We start from the raw sequence: 16,274 nt of genomic DNA, 5'->3' as shown, positions 1-16,274 counted from the left end.
CCCCCTTGCGGGCGTTGACACGCGCGACAAGACCGCAGCATGCTGAGCGGGCGCTTAGCATCTGGCGGCGCGCGACACGTATGCGGGAGGTTGTACGGATGGCGGAGCCCCGGGTCTTCACCTCGACCGACGAACTGGTGGCCGCGGTCGGCCAGGAACTCGGCGCCAGCGACTGGCTGGAGATCGACCAGAAGCGGATCGACCTGTTCGCGGACGCGACGGGCGACCACCAGTGGATCCACGTCGACCCCGCCCGCGCGAAGGACGGCCCCTTCGGTACCACCATCGCGCACGGCTATCTGACCCTCTCCCTGCTGCCCGACCTCGTACCGCAGATCATGCGCGTCGAGGGGATCCGCATGGGCGTCAACTACGGCGTGAACAAGGTGCGTTTCCCCGCGCCGGTGCCGGTCGGCTCGCGCCTGCGCGCACGTGCGGAACTCGTCGACGTCAGCGAGGCGGGCGGCGGAGTGCAGGTCGCCGCGAAGGTGACCGTCGAGCGGGAGGGCGGCGACAAGCCGGTGTGCGTCGCGGAGACCCTCAGCCGCTACTTCTGGTAGACGCCCCCGCGTCCCGGCGCGGACCCCGAGGACCTCGGGGCGACCATGCGCAGGACGAGGTCGGCGTAGAGCGCGCCGATCTCGTCCGGTGTTCTCCGGCCCGAGGGGCTGTACCAGCGGGCCACGTCGATGCAGAGCGACATCACCGCGAGCGTCGTGCCGCGAGTGTCGGCGACCTCGAACTCGCCGGAGGCGTCCCCGCTCTCCAGCACGCCGCGCAGGATCTCCTCGCTGCGGCGCCGCAGCCCGACGATCTCCTCGTAGTGCTCGGCGCCGAGCGCCGCCAGTTCGTACTGCACGACGCGGGCGGTGGTGTGGTGTTCGGCGTGCCAGCGGACGAAGAACCGTACGGCGCGGGCCAGTCGCTCGGAGTCGCTGCCGCCGCCGTCGGCCGCCTCGGCGAGCACGCCGACGGAGCGCTCGTGGCCGACCCTGCTGATCTGGAAGAGGAGTTCTTCCTTCGTCTTGTAGTGGATGTAGAGCGCGGCCGGGCTCATGCCCGCGCGGCCGGCGATGTCGCGGGTGGTGGTGGCGTGGAATCCGCGCTCCGCGAACGCCTCCACGGCGCCCAGCAGCAGCCGCCGGGCGGCGTCCGGCGAGACCCCCTCGAAGGATCCGTCGGCAGTCGCGACCTGGGGTTCCGCCTCCGATGCCATTGCCTGTGCCCTTCCCGTCGACCGGTCGAACACCATACATCGGCGGCTGAGCAGCTGCTTAGGGTGTGCCCCGGCGGCGGTGAAGGCGATCCCGTCGCGGGAGACGATCGGCCCCTGTCCCCGGTGGCGGCCGCTCTACCATCTACCGCATGGCCAGACCGCCCAAGCCGCTGCTCAGCCGGGAGAGGATCGTCGCGTGCGCGCTGGCCCTCGTGGACGCGGAGGGGCTACAGGCGGTCTCCACACGGCGCTTGGCCGCCGAGCTCGGCGTGAGCGGGCCGTCCCTCTACAACCACTTCCGCAACAAGGACGAGATCCTCGACGCCGCCGCGGACACCGTCTGCGCACAGGTCGAGGTGTCGATGTTCACCGACGGCACCGACTGGCGGCAGGCGCTCGTGGAGTGGGCGCGCTCCTACCGTGCGGCGCTCAACGCACACCCGAACATCGTGCCGTTCCTCGCCCAGGGCCCCGGGCGGCGGCCCAGTCAACTGCGCATGGCGGACGCGGTGTTCGGCGCGATGACCGAGGCCGGCTGGCCCAAGCCGCAGGCGACCCACATCGGCGCTCTCATGCGCTACTTCGTGGCGGGCTCGGCGCTCGGGTCGTTCGCCCTCGGCTTCGTCGGCGACGCGTCGCTGTACGAGGGCGACTACCCGCACCTGGACCAGGCGCATCTGCTGCCAGGGCACCAACGGCGCGTCGACGACGGGGCGTTCGAGACGGGCCTGCACGCCATCGTCGACGGGCTCGCCGCCCGCTTCCCGGGCTGACGAGTCCGGCCGCCGAGTGCGCGCCCTCGCCCGGCCGCCGAGCGAGGAGAGCTGCCTACGAGCCGGGCGGGAAGTCCGCGCTCCGCGAGCGCGCCTCCTGCTCGCGGAGCGCGGCGAGCGTGCCCTCGTACTTCTCGACGGCCGTGTCATACGCGGCACTTCCCAGGACGAGCCGATGCGGGGGAGCGTCCTCGTCCATGGCGGAGACGACAGCTTGCACGCCGCGGCGCGGATCCCCCGGCTGCTTGCCGTCCTGGTCGACGAAGGCCGTGCGGACGGACTCCAGCATCGCCCGGTAGTCCTCGTCGGTCTCCAGTACGGGCTCATCGGCGAATCCCGCGTAGGCCCGGGTGCGGAAGGCTCCCGGCTCCACCGTCAGGACCGTGATGCCCAGCGGCTCCACCTCCCGGCGCAGGGCGTCCGAGACGGCCTCGATCGCCGCCTTCGAGGCGGAGTAGTAGCCGAAGCCGGCCGCACCCACGAGACCGGCCATCGAGGACATGTTGACGACCCAGCCGGAGCGGCGTGCCCGCATACCTGGCAGGACCGCGCGCAGCACGGCGAGGGCCCCGAAGAAGTTCAGCTCGAAGAGCTTCCGGACGGCCGACTCGTCCATTCCCTCCACGGAGCCGTACCAGCCGCGTCCCGCGTTGTTGACCAGGACGTCGATGCCGTCGAAGCGGCGCTCGGCCTCCGCCACGGACCGCTGGACCTGCGCGGTGTCCGTGACGTCCAGTGGCAGTGTCAGCGCGCGGTCGCCGTGCGGCCGTGCCCACTCGCGCAGCTCCTCCGGTCTGCGCGCGGTCAGCACGACGCGGTCGCCCCGCTCCAGGGCGGCGTCGGCGTAGGCCATACCGAAGCCACCCGGCGTGCCTCCCGTGATGAACCATGTCCTCATACGTGATCCCTTCGCCGTGAGGGAGGCCGCGAGCTCGTCTGGAGCGGCCCGTGACCCGGTGCGTACGCGTCCACGCGAGCGGCGCTCAAGGAGCGATCTCCAGGCTGGAGATCGCGCCGCCGGCGACGGTGAAGCGCCACGTGAGGCCGGCGATCCCGCCCGGGAAGTCGCCCTCGATGCGGCCGGTGACCAGGAAGGCGCCCTCGCCGACGGCCTCCGTGCCCAGCACCTCGGTCGTGTACCGGTACTGCGAGGCGGGGCCGCGCCGCCAAGCCCGGACCCCCTCGGCACCGCGCCAGGTCCGGTCCTCGTCGACGATCGTGGCGTCGTCGCTGAACAGCGCGACGACGGCGTCGACATCCCGCCGGGCGTCCGCCTCGAAGTAGCGCCGGATCACATCGGGAACAGCCGTATCCACGGGTTTCTCCTCAAGGGTCGGGACGGCCGCCTCAGGCGGCAAGTCGAGATGGCCACCGGCGGCGGTGAGAGCGGCGCCATGTTCGCTAGGCGCCATGCCCACCAGTCGCTATATTCGCTACAGTCCTTCATGTAGCGCTACATGGGTTACCGTAGCGGCATGACTGCCCGAGCGCAAAGCGGCAACGCCCGCGACCGGCTGCTGCTGGCCGCGGGCGAGCTGCTCAACAAGTCCGGCGACCGCAATGTCTCGACGCGGGCCGTGTGCGAGCTCGCGGGGGTGCGGGCGCCGACGCTGTACCACCACTTCGGCAGCAAGCAGGGCCTGATAGACGCGGTGATCAACCACGGCTTCACCCAGTACGTACGGCCGCAGCACGCTCCCGAAGACTCCGAGGACCCGGCGGAGGACCTCCGGCAGGGCTGGGACCGGCATGTGCGGTTCGGGCTGGAACACCCGGCGTTCTACGCGCTGTTGTACGGGCAGGTCGATCCCGGCAAGCCGTGCACGATCACGGCGCCCGCCCACGCGATGCTGCGGGACCTGCTCACGGTGGCCGCCCGGCAGGGACTGCTGAAGGTGCCCGCCGAGGACGCGGCAGAGCAGATCCTGGCCGCCAACATCGGCGTCACCCTCAGCCTCATCACCCAGCCCGAGGGCGAGCGCGACATGGGGCTCTCCGACCGCGTCCGCGAGGCGGCGCTGGCCGGCGTCCTCGAAGGCGGCACGGAACGGAGCGCACGGCAGGCGCCCGCCGCCGGAGGCACGCGAGCCGGTGCGGCGCTCACACTGCGCGCGCTGGTGGACGCGGACCCCCGGGGGCTCACCGGCGGCGAGCACGCACTGCTCAGGGAACTGCTGGACAGGCTGGCCGCGTCGGGCTGATCCGGCCGGTCCCGCTGATCCCGCAGTCCGGCCGGTCAGCGGGGTCTCTAGTCGCCGAAGACCACGAGCGCGCGGCCGCCACGCCCGGCGAGCATCGCGTCGAAGGCCGCGGGGATGCCCTCCAGGCCGATCCGCTCCGTCACCAACTGGCCCAGATCCAGGCGCCCCTCACGTACGTGCTCGGCGAGCACGGGCAGATCCCGTGCCGGGTCGCAGTTGCCGTAGACGCAGCCGGTGAGGGTGCGGGCGAAGTGGAAGATCTCCAACGCCGTGAACTGCACCTGCTCTTCCTTGCCGCCGACACCGACGACCGTCGTACGGCCGCCGCGCCGGGTGGAGTTCCACGCGGCGCGGATGGTCTCGCCCCGGCCGACGCACTCGATGGCCACGTCCGCGCCGAGGCCGCCGGTGAGCTTGCGTATCTCCTTCGCGGTGGTGTCCGAGGCGATCAGATACTCGTCGGCGCCCGCCGCCCGCGCCAACTCCTCCTTGTGCGGGGAGACATCGACCGCGATGACGGTCCCCGCCCCGGCCAGCCGCGCCGACTGGAGCACGGCCAGCCCGACGCCGCCCGCCCCGAAGACGACCACCGACTCGCCGCTGCGCACGCGCGCGCTGTGGTGCACGGCGCCGTAACCGGTCAGTGCGGCGCAGCCCAGCAGCGCCGCCTCCGTGAGCGGGACGCCCGCGGGCAGCGGCAGGACCGAGCGGGACGAGACGACGGTCTCCTCCGCGAAGACGGCGGTGGAGAGCCCGGGGTAGAGGTCGCCGCCCGCTTTCGTACGGGCGTAGGGCACGGTCGTGCCCGCGTTGGCGTTCACGCACAGCCAGGGTTCGGCGAGGGAGGCGCAGAAGTGGCACTCGCCGCACGAGGGCGCCCAGTTGAGGACGACCTGGTCGCCCGGCGCGGGTCCCTCGACGCCCTCGCCCACGGAGACGACCGTGCCCGCGCCCTCGTGGCCGAGCACCGCCGGTACGGGCTGGCGCAGCGTGCCGTTGGACAGCGACAGGTCCGAGTGGCAGACCCCCGCGGCGGCCAGCCGCACCCGCACCTGCCCGGGCCCCGGCTCGGGCAGGTCGATGTCGGTGACGTCGAGCGGCGTGCCGACGGCGGAGAGTACGGCGGCGCGGACCATGTCGGGCTCCTGGCGGACGAGTTCGGGCGGGAGGGAGGCGGCGGGGGTGAGCGGGAAGCGGCGGCTGACGCCGGACCGCGAACGGCGTCAGAACTGGAGGGACTTGGTGTGGAGGTACTCCCCCAGCCCGTGCACGCCCAGCTCCCTGCCGACGCCGGACTGCTTGTAACCCCCGAAGGGCGCAAGGGGATTGAAGCGCCCGCCGTTGATGTCGACCTGTCCGGTCTCCAGCCTGCGGGCGAAGGCGACGGCCTCGTCCTCGTCCTTCGCCCACACGGCGCCGGCGAGCCCGTAGACGCTGTCGTTGGCGATGCGCACGGCGTCGTCGACGTCCTCGTACTTCAGGATCGACAGCACCGGCCCGAAGATCTCCTCCTGGGCGATGGTCATGTCCGGGGTGACGTCGGAGAAGACCGTCGGCCGTACGTAGCAGCCCTCTTCGAAGCCGTCGGGTGCCTCCGGGCCGCCCGCGGTGAGGGTGGCGCCCTCCTCGACGCCCTTGGCGATGAAGCCCGTCACGCGCGCGTGCTGCTTGGCGTTGACGACGGGCCCGATGCGGGTCTTCTCGTCCGCCGGATCGCCCGGCAGATACTTCCCGACGGCCTCCGCGGCGATGCGCACCGCCTCGTCGTAGTGCTCGGCGTCGACGAGCATCCGCGTCCAGGCGCTGCACGTCTGGCCGGAGTTGGCCATGACGTTGGCGACGCCCTTCTTGACGGCCTGGGTCAGATCCGCGCCCGGCAGGATGACGTTGGCGGACTTGCCGCCCAGTTCGAGCGCGACGCGCTTGACCGAGCCGCCGGCCGCGGCGCCGATCTGCCGTCCCACGGCGGTGGAGCCGGTGAAAGAGACGAGGTCGACGTCCTCGTGCACCGCCAGCGCCTGTCCCGCGACGGGCCCGAGGCCCGTCACGAGGTTGAACACGCCCGCGGGGAAGCCCGCTTCGTCCACCGCCTCGGCGAACAGCTGGGCCACGAGCGGCGTGTCCTCGGCGGGCTTGAGCACCACGGTGCATCCCGCGGCGAAGGCGGGAGCGGCCTTGGCGACGATCTGGTGCAGCGGGTAGTTCCACGGCGTGATCGCGCCGACGACTCCCACCGGCTCGTGGAACACACGGGAGTTGCCGATCTCCTCCTCGAAGGGGTACTCGGCCGCGAGCTTCGCGTAGCTCCCGCTGACCGCGACCGGCACGGCCGCGTGCACCGCCTTGGAGAAGGCCAGCGGCGAGCCCAGCTCGGCGGTGACGGTCTCGGCGATCTCCTCGCCGCGGGTCTTGAGTACGTCGTGCAACGCGCCCAGCAGCGCGGCCCGTTCGGCGGGCGGCGTCGCCGCCCAGCCGGGCTGCGCCGCGCGGGCCGCCCGCACAGCGGCTGCCACGTCCTCCTCGCCGCCCGCGGGCACCGTGCCGATGACGGTGCCGTCGGCGGGGTTGACGACTTCGAGCTTGCCCGGGGCCGCCGCGGGGCGCCATGCGCCGTCGATGTACATACCGTCGTGTGGCTGCATGGACCCAAACTAGCGACGCTAGTTTGAGGTGTCAGTACGGCGTCGGGTGCCGTGGGTCACCCGCTGCCGCGGCGCTCTCCTCCGCAGTCTCCCCGGCCCCGCCTCGTACATGCCGTCGCGGGTGCGCGCGGCCGTGCCCGAGGCTCCGACCAGCAGCACCCCCAGCAGCACGAACGGCGCCGCCGCTCCGGCCGCGCCCGCGAGCAGCCCCGCCCCGGCGGGCGCGGCGACCTGGCCCAGCCGGTTCCCGGTGAGCCGGAGCGCCAGCGCCGTCGACCGCGCGCTGTCGGGCGCGGCCTGCACGACGGTGCTCATCGTCAGGGGCTGCCCGGCGCCGAGGCAGAAGCCCAGCAGCGCCAGCGCGAGGGCCAGCGTCCACACCGGGAGGGGCACGGCCAGCAGCGCGCACAGCACGCCCGCGGCGAGGCAGCTGAGGACGAGGAACATCTGCCTGCCCAGCCAGGCAGTCATCCGCGGCAGTGCCGCGCGCGACAGCACGGACGCGGCGGCGCGCAGGCTGAGCAGCAGGCCCACCACGCCCGGTGCGATGCCCCGTTCCTCGCCGACGACCGGAAGGTATGCGGTGAGCACGTCCGTCGTGGAGAGCACCGCGAGGGAGGCGAAGATGCCCGCGGGGACTCCCCGTGACCGCAGTATGCCGACGACCGGCACCGGCGCCGCCTCCTCGGCGGTCGCGGCCGAGGGAGCCGATGGGCCGGCCGCCTTCCCGGTGCCCGCCGTACGGCCCGCCCCCGGTGTCCGCCGGAGTGCCTGTCCCTCGATGCGCCACAGCGTCGCGTACGAGCAGAGCGTCAGCGCGCCCGCGGCGAACAGCGCGACGGAGCTGCTGTGTTCACCCGTCCCCTGGCCTCCGGCGGCCCCGCCCGCCGCACCGGCGCCGCCGACGAGCCAGCCCGCGAGCACCGGCCCGATGAGCTGGCCCATCGAGCCGCCGATGGTGAAGTGGCCGAAGTTGCGGTCGTATTGGTCGGGCTCGCTCTGCCGCGCCACCAGCGACTGCGCACCGATCATGAAGACCAGGTGCCCGAGGCCCAGCAGGGCGCTCCACGCGGCGAGAAGGACGAGGGAGGGCGCCGTACCGGCGAGCACGGAGCCGGCCAACAGCAGGGCGGCGCCGATGGGCAGCAGCGGTCCGCACGAGCGCCGGTCGGTGCGCCGCCCCAGCGGTACGGCGACGACCAGCGGCAGCAGCGCGAAGGCGGCGCTGATGACGCCGACGGCCCGCGCACCGGCGCCGAGTTCCAGCGCGTGGTAGGAGATCGCGGGCCTCGCCATGCTCACCGCGCCCTGCGTGAAGACGAACGAGGTGACGAGGCGCAGGAGCCAACGGCGCGGCGGCGCGGGCGAGTCGGGGAGCGGGCCCGCAGAAGTCACCCGGCACCCGGAAGCGTCACGGACTCGGCGGACGCGTCGGGACCGGCCCCGGGATCGGCCTCACCGGCACCGGCACGTACAGCAGCACCGGCGGCCGCCGCCTGGGCCGCCCCGGTCGCTTCCGCCTGCTCCGCGGGAGCCACCCGCACCGGGAACCCGTTCAGCACGGCCGTCCCGGAGAGGGTGTCCAGCAAGGTGCCGTCCAGGAGCTGGTTGACGTTGACTCCGGGATCGCCCGCTGCCACCCGCATGCGCGTACCGGGCCGGTCGTGGCCCCAGCCGTGCGGCAGGCTGACCACGCCCGTGCGCACCGCGTCGGTCACTTCGACCGGCGCGGTCACCTCTCCCCCGTCGCCCGTGACGCGGGCGTGCCCACCGTCGGCGAGGCCGAGGCGGGCCGCGTCGCCGGGGTGGACCTGGAGGGTGCAGCGGTTCGAACCGCCGCGCAGGGCGGGCACGTTGTGCATCCAGCTGTTGTTGGAGCGCAGATGGCGCCGCCCGACGAGCACGAGGCTCTCGCCCGAAGTCCTCCGCCGCAGCGCCGCCCGCAGCCGCGGCACGTCCTCGCGCACCGGCTCCGGGCAGAGTTCCACGGTGCCGGAGCGCGTGCGCAGCAGCTCCGGCAGCCGCGGGCGCAGCGGTCCCAGGTCGATGCCGTGCGGGTGGGCGAGGAGCCGTTCCAGGCTGAGCCCGCCGGGGTCGGCGCCGAAGCCCTCTCCGTACGGGCCGAGCCGCAGCATCATGTCCAGGCGCCGCTCGACTCCGTCCCGTCCGGTCAGCTGCCGCGCGAGTTGCTCCGGGTCCTTGCCGTGCACGGGTGAGTGCGGGTCGGCGACGGCCTTGCCGAGGGTGCGGGCGATGACGGCGTCGTCGACGGTGTGCGCGGGTGCGCCGGGCGTGCCCGCGAGGCAGAGCAGCAGGCGCGCCATGATCTCCGCCTCGCCCGGCTCGTTCGTCTCCGGTTCGACGACCTCGCGGGTGTAGCGGACCTGGTTGCGTACCGGCAGCGCGTTGAAGGCGAAGTCGAAGTGCGGTACGCGGCTGGGCCTGGCGGGCGGCAGCACGACGTCGGCGTGGCGCGTGGTCTCGTTCAGATACGGGTCGAGGCTGACCATGAAGTCCAGTGCGGCCAGGGCCTCTTCGAGGCCTTCGCCGTCGGGCGCGGAGAGCACCGGGTTGCCGGCGAGGGTGATCAGGGCCCGTACGCGGCCCTCGCCGGGTGTGGTGATCTCCTCGGCGAGGGCGACGACGGGAAGCTCCGACTTGGCCTCGGGATGCCCGCTGACCCTGCTGCGCCAGCGGCCCAGCGAGAAGCCCTTGCCGGGGGCCGCCGGGCGGGGCGGCCTGGCGGTGGCGGAGAGCGGGAACATGGCGCCGCCGGGCCGGTCGAGGTTGCCGGTCAGTGCGCTGAGGACGTCGACGAGCCAGTTGGTGAGGGTGCCGAACTCGACGGTGGAGGAGCCGACCCGGCCGTAGACGGCGGCACGCGGGGCTGCTGCCAGCTCGCGCGCGAGGGCGCGGATGTCGTCCGCGGGGACGTCGCAGGCGTCCTGGACGGCCTCCGGGGTGAACTCCCGTGCCAGCTCCCGTACTTCGTCCACACCGCTCAGGTGGGGGGCGAGCTCGCCGGTGTCCGTGAGGTCCTCCTCGAAGAGCACCTGCACCATCGCCATGAGCAGCAGCGCGTCGCTGCCGGGACGGATCGCCACATGCCGGTCCGCGAGCTTCGCCGTGCGCGTGCGGCGCGGATCGACGACGGTCACGCGGCCACCGCGGCGCCGCAACTGCTTGAGCCTGCCGGGGAAGTCCGGGACGGTGGCGAGCGACCCGTTGGACTCGACGGGGTTGGCGCCCAGGATCAGCAGGTGGTCGGTGCGGTCGATGTCGGGCACCGGGATGGCCTGCGGGTCGCCGTAGAGCAGACCGCACGAGACGTGCTTGGGCATCTGGTCGAGCGTGCTGGCCGTGTAGAAGTTGCGGGTGCGCAGGGCGCCGAGGAGCTGTGGCGGGTAGAGGGAGCCCGCCATGGTGTGCACGTTGGGGTTGCCGAGGTAGACGGCGACGGCGTCGGGAACGCCGTCCGCCAGTACGGGGCCGAGTCCGGCGGCGACCGCGGCGAACGCCTCGTCCCATCCGGTCTCCTTCAGCCGCCCGTCCGCGTCGCGCACCAGCGGGCGGGTCAACCGGTCGGGATCGCCGTCGAGTTCGCCGAAGGACGCGCCCTTCGGGCAGACGAATCCATGGCTGAAGACGTCGTCCCGGTCACCGCGTGCCTTGGTGATGCGCCCGTCCTCGACGGTGACGGCCAGGCCGCAGGTCGCCTCGCACAGCGGGCAGATGCGCAGCGCGGCGCCGGTGTCTGCGGGGATGTGGGCGGTGTTCGTTCCGGCGGACGTGCCGGGCGTACCGGTCGCGGTCATCGCGCTCCCTCGGACCGTGCTGTTGTCACTCCGTGCCACTTGAACTGTAGGCGCTGCGCGCGGGGTTTCGCCCGCGAGGCCGGTGAACGTGACAGGCGTTACGGACGCCCGCGAGCGGCCAGGACCTCGCGTGCCCCGCCCCATCCCGCCTCATTGACGGGGGCACGCCGCATTCCTATGGTCAAGTACAGGAATCCAGGGGGATACATGAGCGGCAGGAGCAACCGATGACCCTCGGCACAGGCGCCGGCAGCGACGGCGGCAGCGCGGCCCAGGACCAGGCACGCAAGACGGCGGAGGGACTCGGCTACCTCTCCGGCTTCGGCAACGAGCACAGCAGCGAGGCCGTCCCGGGCGCGCTGCCCGTGGGGCGCAACGCCCCGCAGCGCGCACCGCTGGGCCTGTACGCGGAGCAGCTGAGCGGCACGGCCTTCACCGAGCCCCGCGCGCGCAACCGCCGCTCGTGGCTCTACCGCATCCGCCCCTCGGCCGCGCACCCGCGCTTCCGGCGCATCGGCAACGGCGCCCTGCGCGGCGCTCCGTTCACCGAGGCCGTGCCCGATCCCAACCGGATGCGCTGGAACCCGCTGCCGGACCCGCCGCGGGGCACCGACTTCGTCGGCGGGCTGTGGACGCTCGGCGGCAACGGGGACGCCGCGCAGCGCACCGGCATGGCCGTCCACCTCTACGCGGCCGACACCTCCATGACGGACCGGGTCTTCTGCGACTCCGACGGAGAGCTGCTGATCGTGCCGGAGCGCGGCGGGCTGCTGCTGCACACCGAGTTCGGGCTGCTGCGGGCCGAGCCCGGGCACGTGGCGCTGATTCCGCGCGGGGTGCGCTTCCGCGTCGTACTGCTGGAGCGGCACGCGCGCGGTTACGTCTGCGAGAACTACGGACAGCCCTTCGAACTGCCCGAGTTGGGCCCGATCGGCGCCAACGGCCTCGCCAATCCACGGGACTTCATGGCACCCGTCGCCGCGTACGAGGAGAACGGCGCGGACGGCCCGGTGGAGGTCGTCAACAAGTTCTGCGGCAACCTCTGGGCGGCCCCCTACGACCACTCGCCGCTGGACGTCGTCGCCTGGCACGGCAACCACGTCCCGTACGTCTACGACCTGCGCCGCTTCAACGTGATGGGGACCATCAGCTACGACCACCCGGACCCGTCCATCTTCACCGTCCTCACCTCGCCGTCCGACACCCCCGGACTGGCGGGCGTGGACTTCGTCGTCTTCGCGCCGCGCTGGCTCGTGGGCGAGGACACCTTCCGCCCGCCCTACTTCCACCGGAACGTGATGAGCGAGTACATGGGCCTGATCGAGGGCGCCTACGACGCGAAGGCGGAGGGCTTCGTCCCGGGCGGCGGCTCGCTGCACAACATGATGTCCGCGCACGGACCGGACCGGGAGACCTTCGAGCGGGCGAGCTCGGCCGAGCTGAAGCCCCAAAAGGTCGACGACGGGCTGGCGTTCATGTTCGAGACGCGCTGGCCGGTGATCCCCACCGCGCAGGCCCTCGAGGCGGACCATCTCCAGACCGGCTACGACGAGGTGTGGCAGGGTCTCCAGCGCGAATTCCACCCGTAGGCGCGAATTCCACCCGAGGGGGTGCCCCGTGTCCGTCTTCGCTCCCGACTCGCTGGAGCTCAACCGGAAGCTGCCGCTGTGGTACCAGGTCTCGCAGTCGTTGCGGGCCTCGATACTCGGCCGCACGCCGCAGGCGCCGCTGCGGCTGCCGACGGAGGAACGCCTCGCCGGGCACTACGGCGTGAGCGTGCTGACCATGCGGCAGGCGCTCAAGGAGCTGGAGACGGAGGGGCTGATCTCCCGGCACCGGCGGCGCGGCACCTTCATCGAGCCCGACGCCTGCCGGACGAGGCCGGTGCGGCTGCTGGGTTCCGTCGACACCATCGTGGCCCAGCAGTCGGGCGACCGTACGACGCTGCTGGGCCACGGCCCGGCCCCCGTGCCGCCGGAGCTGGCGGAGCACTTCCCGGGCGTCACGGAGGTGACGGCGTACCGGCGGCTGCGCCGCGACCCCGACAGCGGCGAGGCCACCAACTGGGCGGAGAACTTCATCCATCCACGCGTGGCACCGCACATCGACCCGGCCGACCTGGAGCGCGGCTGGCCGATGACGAAGGTCCTGCGCGACGGCGTCGGCGTGCGGATCAGCCGGATCACCGACACCGTCGAGGCCCGGCTGGCCGACCCGGAGACCGCGAAGCTGCTGGACGTGCCGCTGCTCAGCCCGATCCTCCACTACACGGGCGTGACGTACGACGAGGACGGGCAGGTCGCGGACGTCGCCCTGATCCACTACCGGGGAGACCGGTTCTCCTTCTCCGTGACCGTGCAGGCGGACTGAGCGCGGCGGAGCGGCGGCGAGCAGGGCTCGCGGCCCAGGGAGGCGACGGCGCCACGCACCCCTGACGGCGGCGCGCACCCCCTCGTAGCATCGAGCGGTGAGCGACGACGGCCCCGGCACCCAGGACGCACCCTCGCCCGGCGCGCTCCTGCCCGATGCGCCCCTGCTCGACGAGGTGATGCCGTGGTCCGTCCCACCGCTGCGCCTGGGCCGCGGATGGGTGGCCGCGCCGGACGCCGCCTCGCTCCGCGCACGCTGGAACGCCCTCGTCCGCACCGAGGACGAGGCCGAGCGCGCCGCCCTGTTCGGGCCGAGCCGCTCCCGTACGCCGCGCAGCGCCGTCGCCCCCCTGCCCGGGATGCCGGCGCACCGCGGGCGGCTCGCGCAAGAACGCGGTGACTGCCCGGAGCCGGTGCGCATCCTGCACGGGCCGTACGACCAGCAGTGGCTGATCCCCGACCACCGGCTCATCGACGCCGCGCGGCCGCAGCTGTGGCGGGTGAGCGACGGGCTTCAGACGCATCTGGTGGAGACCGCACACGACCAGCGCCGCCCCGGCCCGCTCGTCGCCTTCACCGCGCTGCTGCCCGACGGGCAGTCGCCCGCGGGGCGGCCGGGGCGCGTCCGTCCGCTGTACAGGCGCCCCGGCGGCCGTGAACCCAACGTACTCCCGGGCCTGTTGGACCATCTCGCCGGACGGCTGGGTGTGCCCGTCACACCCGAGGACATGCTCGCCTGGACGGCGGCCGCCGTCCGGCCGGGGCCCGCCGGGCGTGCGGTGCCGCTGACGTACGACCCCGGTCTGTGGCGGCGCGGGGTGGCGCTGGGACGGCGGCTGGTCTGGCTGCACACGCGGGGTGCCCGGTGCGCCGGCGAGGGCGAGCACGGGCGCCGGCCGCGGCTGCCGGGCGGCCATCGCCCTTACGTACGGGCCCCGTTGCCCGCCTCGCTCGCGCACGGCGAAGAGGCCGGGGAACTCGTCCACGACGCGGAGGAGCACGTGCTGCACATCGGTGAGGGCCGGGTGGCTCCGGTGGCGCCGGAGGCCTGGGAGTTCGAGGCCGGCGGCGCGCGGGTGCTGGAGACGTGGTTCGCACAGCGGGCGGGCGCACCGGCCGCCGCGGCCGGCACGCTGAGCGCCGTACGGCCCCGGAACTGGCCGCAGGAGTGGACCTCGGAGCTGCTGGAACTGATCACCGTGCTCACGCTGCTGGCCGAACTGCGCCCGGAGCAGCGGGACTTGGCGCAAGCGCTGGAGGCCGCCGAGGGAGGCCACGGGCGGGCGGAGCTCGCCCGGGCGGGGCTGCTGCCGCCGCCTGCGGCGTGCCGCCGCCCGGCATCGGTCCTCGACGTGCCGGAGGAGGGCCCCGAGGGCCAACTGGCGCTGCTCTAGGGCGTGTTCGAGCGAGCTGTCAGAGCTCGGCGGGGCGGGCGTACGGGACTCCGGCGACGCCGAGCCGGGGGGCACGCGCGTGGCGCGCCGCGGCCGGACACGCGCGTGGGGCGGCGGCCGGTCACCGGCCACCGCCCCGAAGCGCAGGGAGGTCTGTTCGAGGAAGGAAGCTCAGCCGCGGCCGCCGAACAGCGTGCGGCGCAGTTTGCGCAGCGGCGCGAACAGCGAGACTCGCGAGCCCCGGACTCCCGTCCGGTTGCGCCCGGCGTCACGCTGGGTGATCTCACGCATCAGCGAAGTCGCTTCTTCCGTCTCACCCTGCGGCACGGCGGGGCCGGCGAGCACAGCCAGATGCCGGTCGAGACGCGAACTCGTCGCGCCCGTACCGCATTTGATCGCAGGCACTCGCGCCCTGCCGCTCACTGTTATCTGTTCCATGACACTCCCCACCCGTACGAGGGCACGAGGCCCGGGCACAGCAACCCTAACGCCCGACTGCTCCACCCGTGTATCCCGGTCACAGGATTCACCTGCCCCACAGGGGCGTTGACGAACATACGTGACTCCCTGTGGTACGCGCCTCCGTCCGGTCCGACGGGCGGAAACGTGCGTGCGCCGGGACCCGTGATGACGGATCATGTGACTCATGTCAGCCCAGTCCCGCCGCCCGTCCGCCACCGACAGGAGTGAGATTCCGACGTCTCCGACCCTGCCCGAGCACGCGATCACTCCCTATCTGACCATCGACGACACCGACTCGCCCTCGGACGTCATCGACGCCCTCTTCCTGGGCCGCTTCACCAAGGGAGAGCAGCCGTACTCGCGCAGCCACTCCGTCGACCGCGTCAAGAAGGGCCGCACGCTGCTGCCTTCGGACGCGAAGGTGCTGCGCGAGGCGCAGGCCGAGGGCCGCAGCACCGTACTCGCGGAGGGCGAGGGCTGGACTGCCCTGGTCTCGCGCTGGACGCACGGCGCGGACGTCACGGTGACGGCGGTCAGCGGCGAACTCGCCCAGAAGCGGCTGGACGAGGCGGTTCAGGGCGCGGAGGACGAGCCGGAGCCCCAGTCCGACAAGGTCTCCATGGGCTTCTGGTACCACTCGCCGATGCGCGGCCCGCGCCGCACGACGCGCTCCATCACGGCCGGCACCTGGCAGGAGGTCCGTCCCAACTACACGGCACGCGTGGCCGACGCCATGGACGGGCTGATGAAGGTCACGCCGGACGAGATCTCCGGGCGGCTGCTCCTGCTCCACGGCCCGCCGGGCACCGGCAAGACCTCCGCGCTGCGCACGCTGGCGCGTTCGTGGCGCGACTGGTGCCAGGTGGACTGCGTCCTCGACCCGGAGCACCTGTTCAACAACATCGGCTACCTGATGGACATCGCCATAGGTGCCGACGACAGCGACGCGGACGATCAGCGCTGGCGGCTCCTTCTCCTGGAGGACTGCGACGAGTTGATCCGCGGCGATGCCAAGCACGCCGCGGGCCAGGCGCTTTCACGTCTGCTCAATCTGACGGACGGTCTGCTCGGCCAGGGCCGCAACGTGCTGGTGGGCGTCACCACGAACGAGGATCTGGAGCGCCTGCATCCCGCGGTGGTGCGGCCCGGCCGCTGCCTGGCCCGTATCGAGGTCGGCGCGCTCACACGTACCGAGGCGGTCAACTGGCTCGGCACGCAGGAGGGCATCGGCCGTGAAGGGGCCACCCTGGCCGAGCTGTTCGCGCTCCGCAAGGGCTCCTCGCCCGCCTCGGTGCCCGCGCAGGACGCCCGCGAGGGCTCCGGGCTGTATCTGTAGGAGCGCGGGGCTGTGGGAGCAGGCGGCGCCACAAGTCCGCCTTTCCGTCAGCTGATAAACAGTCGA

At 73.0% G+C, this 16,274-nt stretch carries 15 protein-coding genes; 7 read left to right on the top strand and 8 right to left on the bottom strand.

Annotation, left to right across the window (positions count from 1 at the left end):
- The first annotated feature begins 98 nt into the window (after positions 1 to 98).
- A complete protein-coding gene (locus QQM67_RS08810; RefSeq protein WP_314173106.1) occupies positions 99 to 560 on the top strand; it encodes a MaoC family dehydratase in 462 nt (153 codons plus the stop codon).
- Here QQM67_RS08810 and QQM67_RS08805 read toward each other — a convergent pair.
- Complete coding sequence (locus tag QQM67_RS08805; protein WP_314173105.1) at positions 548 to 1,216, bottom strand: TetR/AcrR family transcriptional regulator; 669 nt, start codon at positions 1,214 to 1,216, stop codon at positions 548 to 550. The two genes, QQM67_RS08810 and QQM67_RS08805, sit on opposite strands and share 13 nt — an antisense overlap.
- 149 nt (positions 1,217 to 1,365) lie before the next feature.
- Between QQM67_RS08805 and QQM67_RS08800 the strand changes: the two genes are divergently transcribed.
- Positions 1,366 to 1,989 carry a TetR/AcrR family transcriptional regulator gene (locus QQM67_RS08800; protein WP_314173104.1) on the top strand — a complete coding sequence of 208 codons (624 nt, stop codon included), beginning with the start codon at positions 1,366 to 1,368 and terminating at the stop codon, positions 1,987 to 1,989.
- A 55-nt stretch (positions 1,990 to 2,044) separates the two neighbouring features.
- Here QQM67_RS08800 and QQM67_RS08795 read toward each other — a convergent pair whose 3' ends face one another.
- On the bottom strand, positions 2,045 to 2,887 hold the full coding sequence (locus tag QQM67_RS08795; RefSeq protein WP_314173103.1) for an SDR family NAD(P)-dependent oxidoreductase: 843 nt from the start codon (positions 2,885 to 2,887) through the stop codon (positions 2,045 to 2,047).
- 85 nt (positions 2,888 to 2,972) lie between these two features.
- A complete protein-coding gene (locus QQM67_RS08790) occupies positions 2,973 to 3,305 on the bottom strand; it encodes a nuclear transport factor 2 family protein (RefSeq protein ID WP_314173102.1) in 333 nt (110 codons plus the stop codon).
- A gap of 159 nt (positions 3,306 to 3,464) precedes the next feature.
- Between QQM67_RS08790 and QQM67_RS08785 the strand changes: the two genes are divergently transcribed.
- On the top strand, positions 3,465 to 4,190 hold the full coding sequence (locus tag QQM67_RS08785; RefSeq protein WP_314173101.1) for a TetR/AcrR family transcriptional regulator: 726 nt from the start codon (positions 3,465 to 3,467) through the stop codon (positions 4,188 to 4,190).
- A gap of 47 nt (positions 4,191 to 4,237) precedes the next feature.
- Here the strand turns inward: QQM67_RS08785 and QQM67_RS08780 are convergent, their stop codons facing one another.
- The 4 genes from QQM67_RS08780 to QQM67_RS08765 form a co-directional block, all read right to left on the bottom strand.
- Complete coding sequence (locus QQM67_RS08780) at positions 4,238 to 5,326, bottom strand: zinc-binding dehydrogenase (protein ID WP_314173100.1); 1,089 nt, start codon at positions 5,324 to 5,326, stop codon at positions 4,238 to 4,240.
- Between the two features lie 87 nt (positions 5,327 to 5,413).
- Positions 5,414 to 6,832 (bottom strand): aldehyde dehydrogenase family protein, encoded by a 1,419-nt coding sequence (locus QQM67_RS08775; RefSeq protein WP_314173099.1) that lies wholly within the window; start codon positions 6,830 to 6,832, stop codon positions 5,414 to 5,416.
- 18 nt (positions 6,833 to 6,850) lie between these two features.
- Positions 6,851 to 8,227 carry an MFS transporter gene (locus QQM67_RS08770; RefSeq protein WP_314173098.1) on the bottom strand — a complete coding sequence of 459 codons (1,377 nt, stop codon included), beginning with the start codon at positions 8,225 to 8,227 and terminating at the stop codon, positions 6,851 to 6,853.
- The gene (locus QQM67_RS08765) at positions 8,224 to 10,647 is read right to left on the bottom strand and encodes a molybdopterin-dependent oxidoreductase (RefSeq protein ID WP_314173097.1); all 2,424 of its coding nucleotides are present in this window, start codon (positions 10,645 to 10,647) and stop codon (positions 8,224 to 8,226) included. The genes QQM67_RS08770 and QQM67_RS08765 overlap by 4 nt, the downstream gene beginning before the upstream one ends.
- 227 nt (positions 10,648 to 10,874) lie before the next feature.
- Between QQM67_RS08765 and hmgA the strand changes: the two genes are divergently transcribed.
- The 3 genes from hmgA (at position 10,875) to QQM67_RS08750 (ending at position 14,410) form a co-directional block, all read left to right on the top strand.
- Positions 10,875 to 12,236 carry a homogentisate 1,2-dioxygenase gene (gene hmgA / locus QQM67_RS08760; protein WP_314173096.1) on the top strand — a complete coding sequence of 454 codons (1,362 nt, stop codon included), beginning with the start codon at positions 10,875 to 10,877 and terminating at the stop codon, positions 12,234 to 12,236.
- Between the two features lie 28 nt (positions 12,237 to 12,264).
- Positions 12,265 to 13,017: a GntR family transcriptional regulator gene (locus QQM67_RS08755; protein ID WP_314173095.1), complete on the top strand. Its 753-nt coding sequence runs from the start codon at positions 12,265 to 12,267 to the stop codon at positions 13,015 to 13,017.
- 178 nt (positions 13,018 to 13,195) lie between these two features.
- Complete coding sequence (locus tag QQM67_RS08750) at positions 13,196 to 14,410, top strand: type ISP restriction/modification enzyme (protein WP_314173740.1); 1,215 nt, start codon at positions 13,196 to 13,198, stop codon at positions 14,408 to 14,410.
- Between the two features lie 171 nt (positions 14,411 to 14,581).
- On the opposite strand, the gene QQM67_RS08745 is transcribed toward QQM67_RS08750, so the two are convergent.
- Positions 14,582 to 14,848, bottom strand: a complete 267-nt coding sequence (locus QQM67_RS08745) for a hypothetical protein (protein ID WP_314173094.1) — start codon at positions 14,846 to 14,848, stop codon at positions 14,582 to 14,584.
- 208 nt (positions 14,849 to 15,056) lie between these two features.
- On the opposite strand from QQM67_RS08745, the gene QQM67_RS08740 reads away from it, so the two are divergent.
- A complete protein-coding gene (locus tag QQM67_RS08740) occupies positions 15,057 to 16,208 on the top strand; it encodes a DUF5925 domain-containing protein (protein WP_314173093.1) in 1,152 nt (383 codons plus the stop codon).
- Positions 16,209 to 16,274 lie beyond the last annotated feature (66 nt).

The organism is Streptomyces winkii (genome assembly GCF_032248595.1).
GTDB classification, from domain to species: domain Bacteria; phylum Actinomycetota; class Actinomycetes; order Streptomycetales; family Streptomycetaceae; genus Streptomyces; species Streptomyces winkii.
This window is presented reverse-complemented; position numbering and strand designations above follow the sequence as displayed.

Coding starts and splice junctions, on each gene's coding strand:
- QQM67_RS08810 (WP_314173106.1), top strand. CDS start 99: ATGGCGGAGCCCCGGGTCTTCACCTCGACCGACGAACTGGTGGCCGCG.
- QQM67_RS08805 (WP_314173105.1), bottom strand. CDS start 1,216: ATGGCATCGGAGGCGGAACCCCAGGTCGCGACTGCCGACGGATCCTTC.
- QQM67_RS08800 (WP_314173104.1), top strand. CDS start 1,366: ATGGCCAGACCGCCCAAGCCGCTGCTCAGCCGGGAGAGGATCGTCGCG.
- QQM67_RS08795 (WP_314173103.1), bottom strand. CDS start 2,887: ATGAGGACATGGTTCATCACGGGAGGCACGCCGGGTGGCTTCGGTATG.
- QQM67_RS08785 (WP_314173101.1), top strand. CDS start 3,465: ATGACTGCCCGAGCGCAAAGCGGCAACGCCCGCGACCGGCTGCTGCTG.
- QQM67_RS08780 (WP_314173100.1), bottom strand. CDS start 5,326: ATGGTCCGCGCCGCCGTACTCTCCGCCGTCGGCACGCCGCTCGACGTC.
- QQM67_RS08775 (WP_314173099.1), bottom strand. CDS start 6,832: ATGCAGCCACACGACGGTATGTACATCGACGGCGCATGGCGCCCCGCG.
- QQM67_RS08765 (WP_314173097.1), bottom strand. CDS start 10,647: ATGACCGCGACCGGTACGCCCGGCACGTCCGCCGGAACGAACACCGCC.
- hmgA (WP_314173096.1), top strand. CDS start 10,875: ATGACCCTCGGCACAGGCGCCGGCAGCGACGGCGGCAGCGCGGCCCAG.
- QQM67_RS08750 (WP_314173740.1), top strand. CDS start 13,196: ATGCCGTGGTCCGTCCCACCGCTGCGCCTGGGCCGCGGATGGGTGGCC.
- QQM67_RS08745 (WP_314173094.1), bottom strand. CDS start 14,848: ATGGAACAGATAACAGTGAGCGGCAGGGCGCGAGTGCCTGCGATCAAA.
- QQM67_RS08740 (WP_314173093.1), top strand. CDS start 15,057: ATGTCAGCCCAGTCCCGCCGCCCGTCCGCCACCGACAGGAGTGAGATT.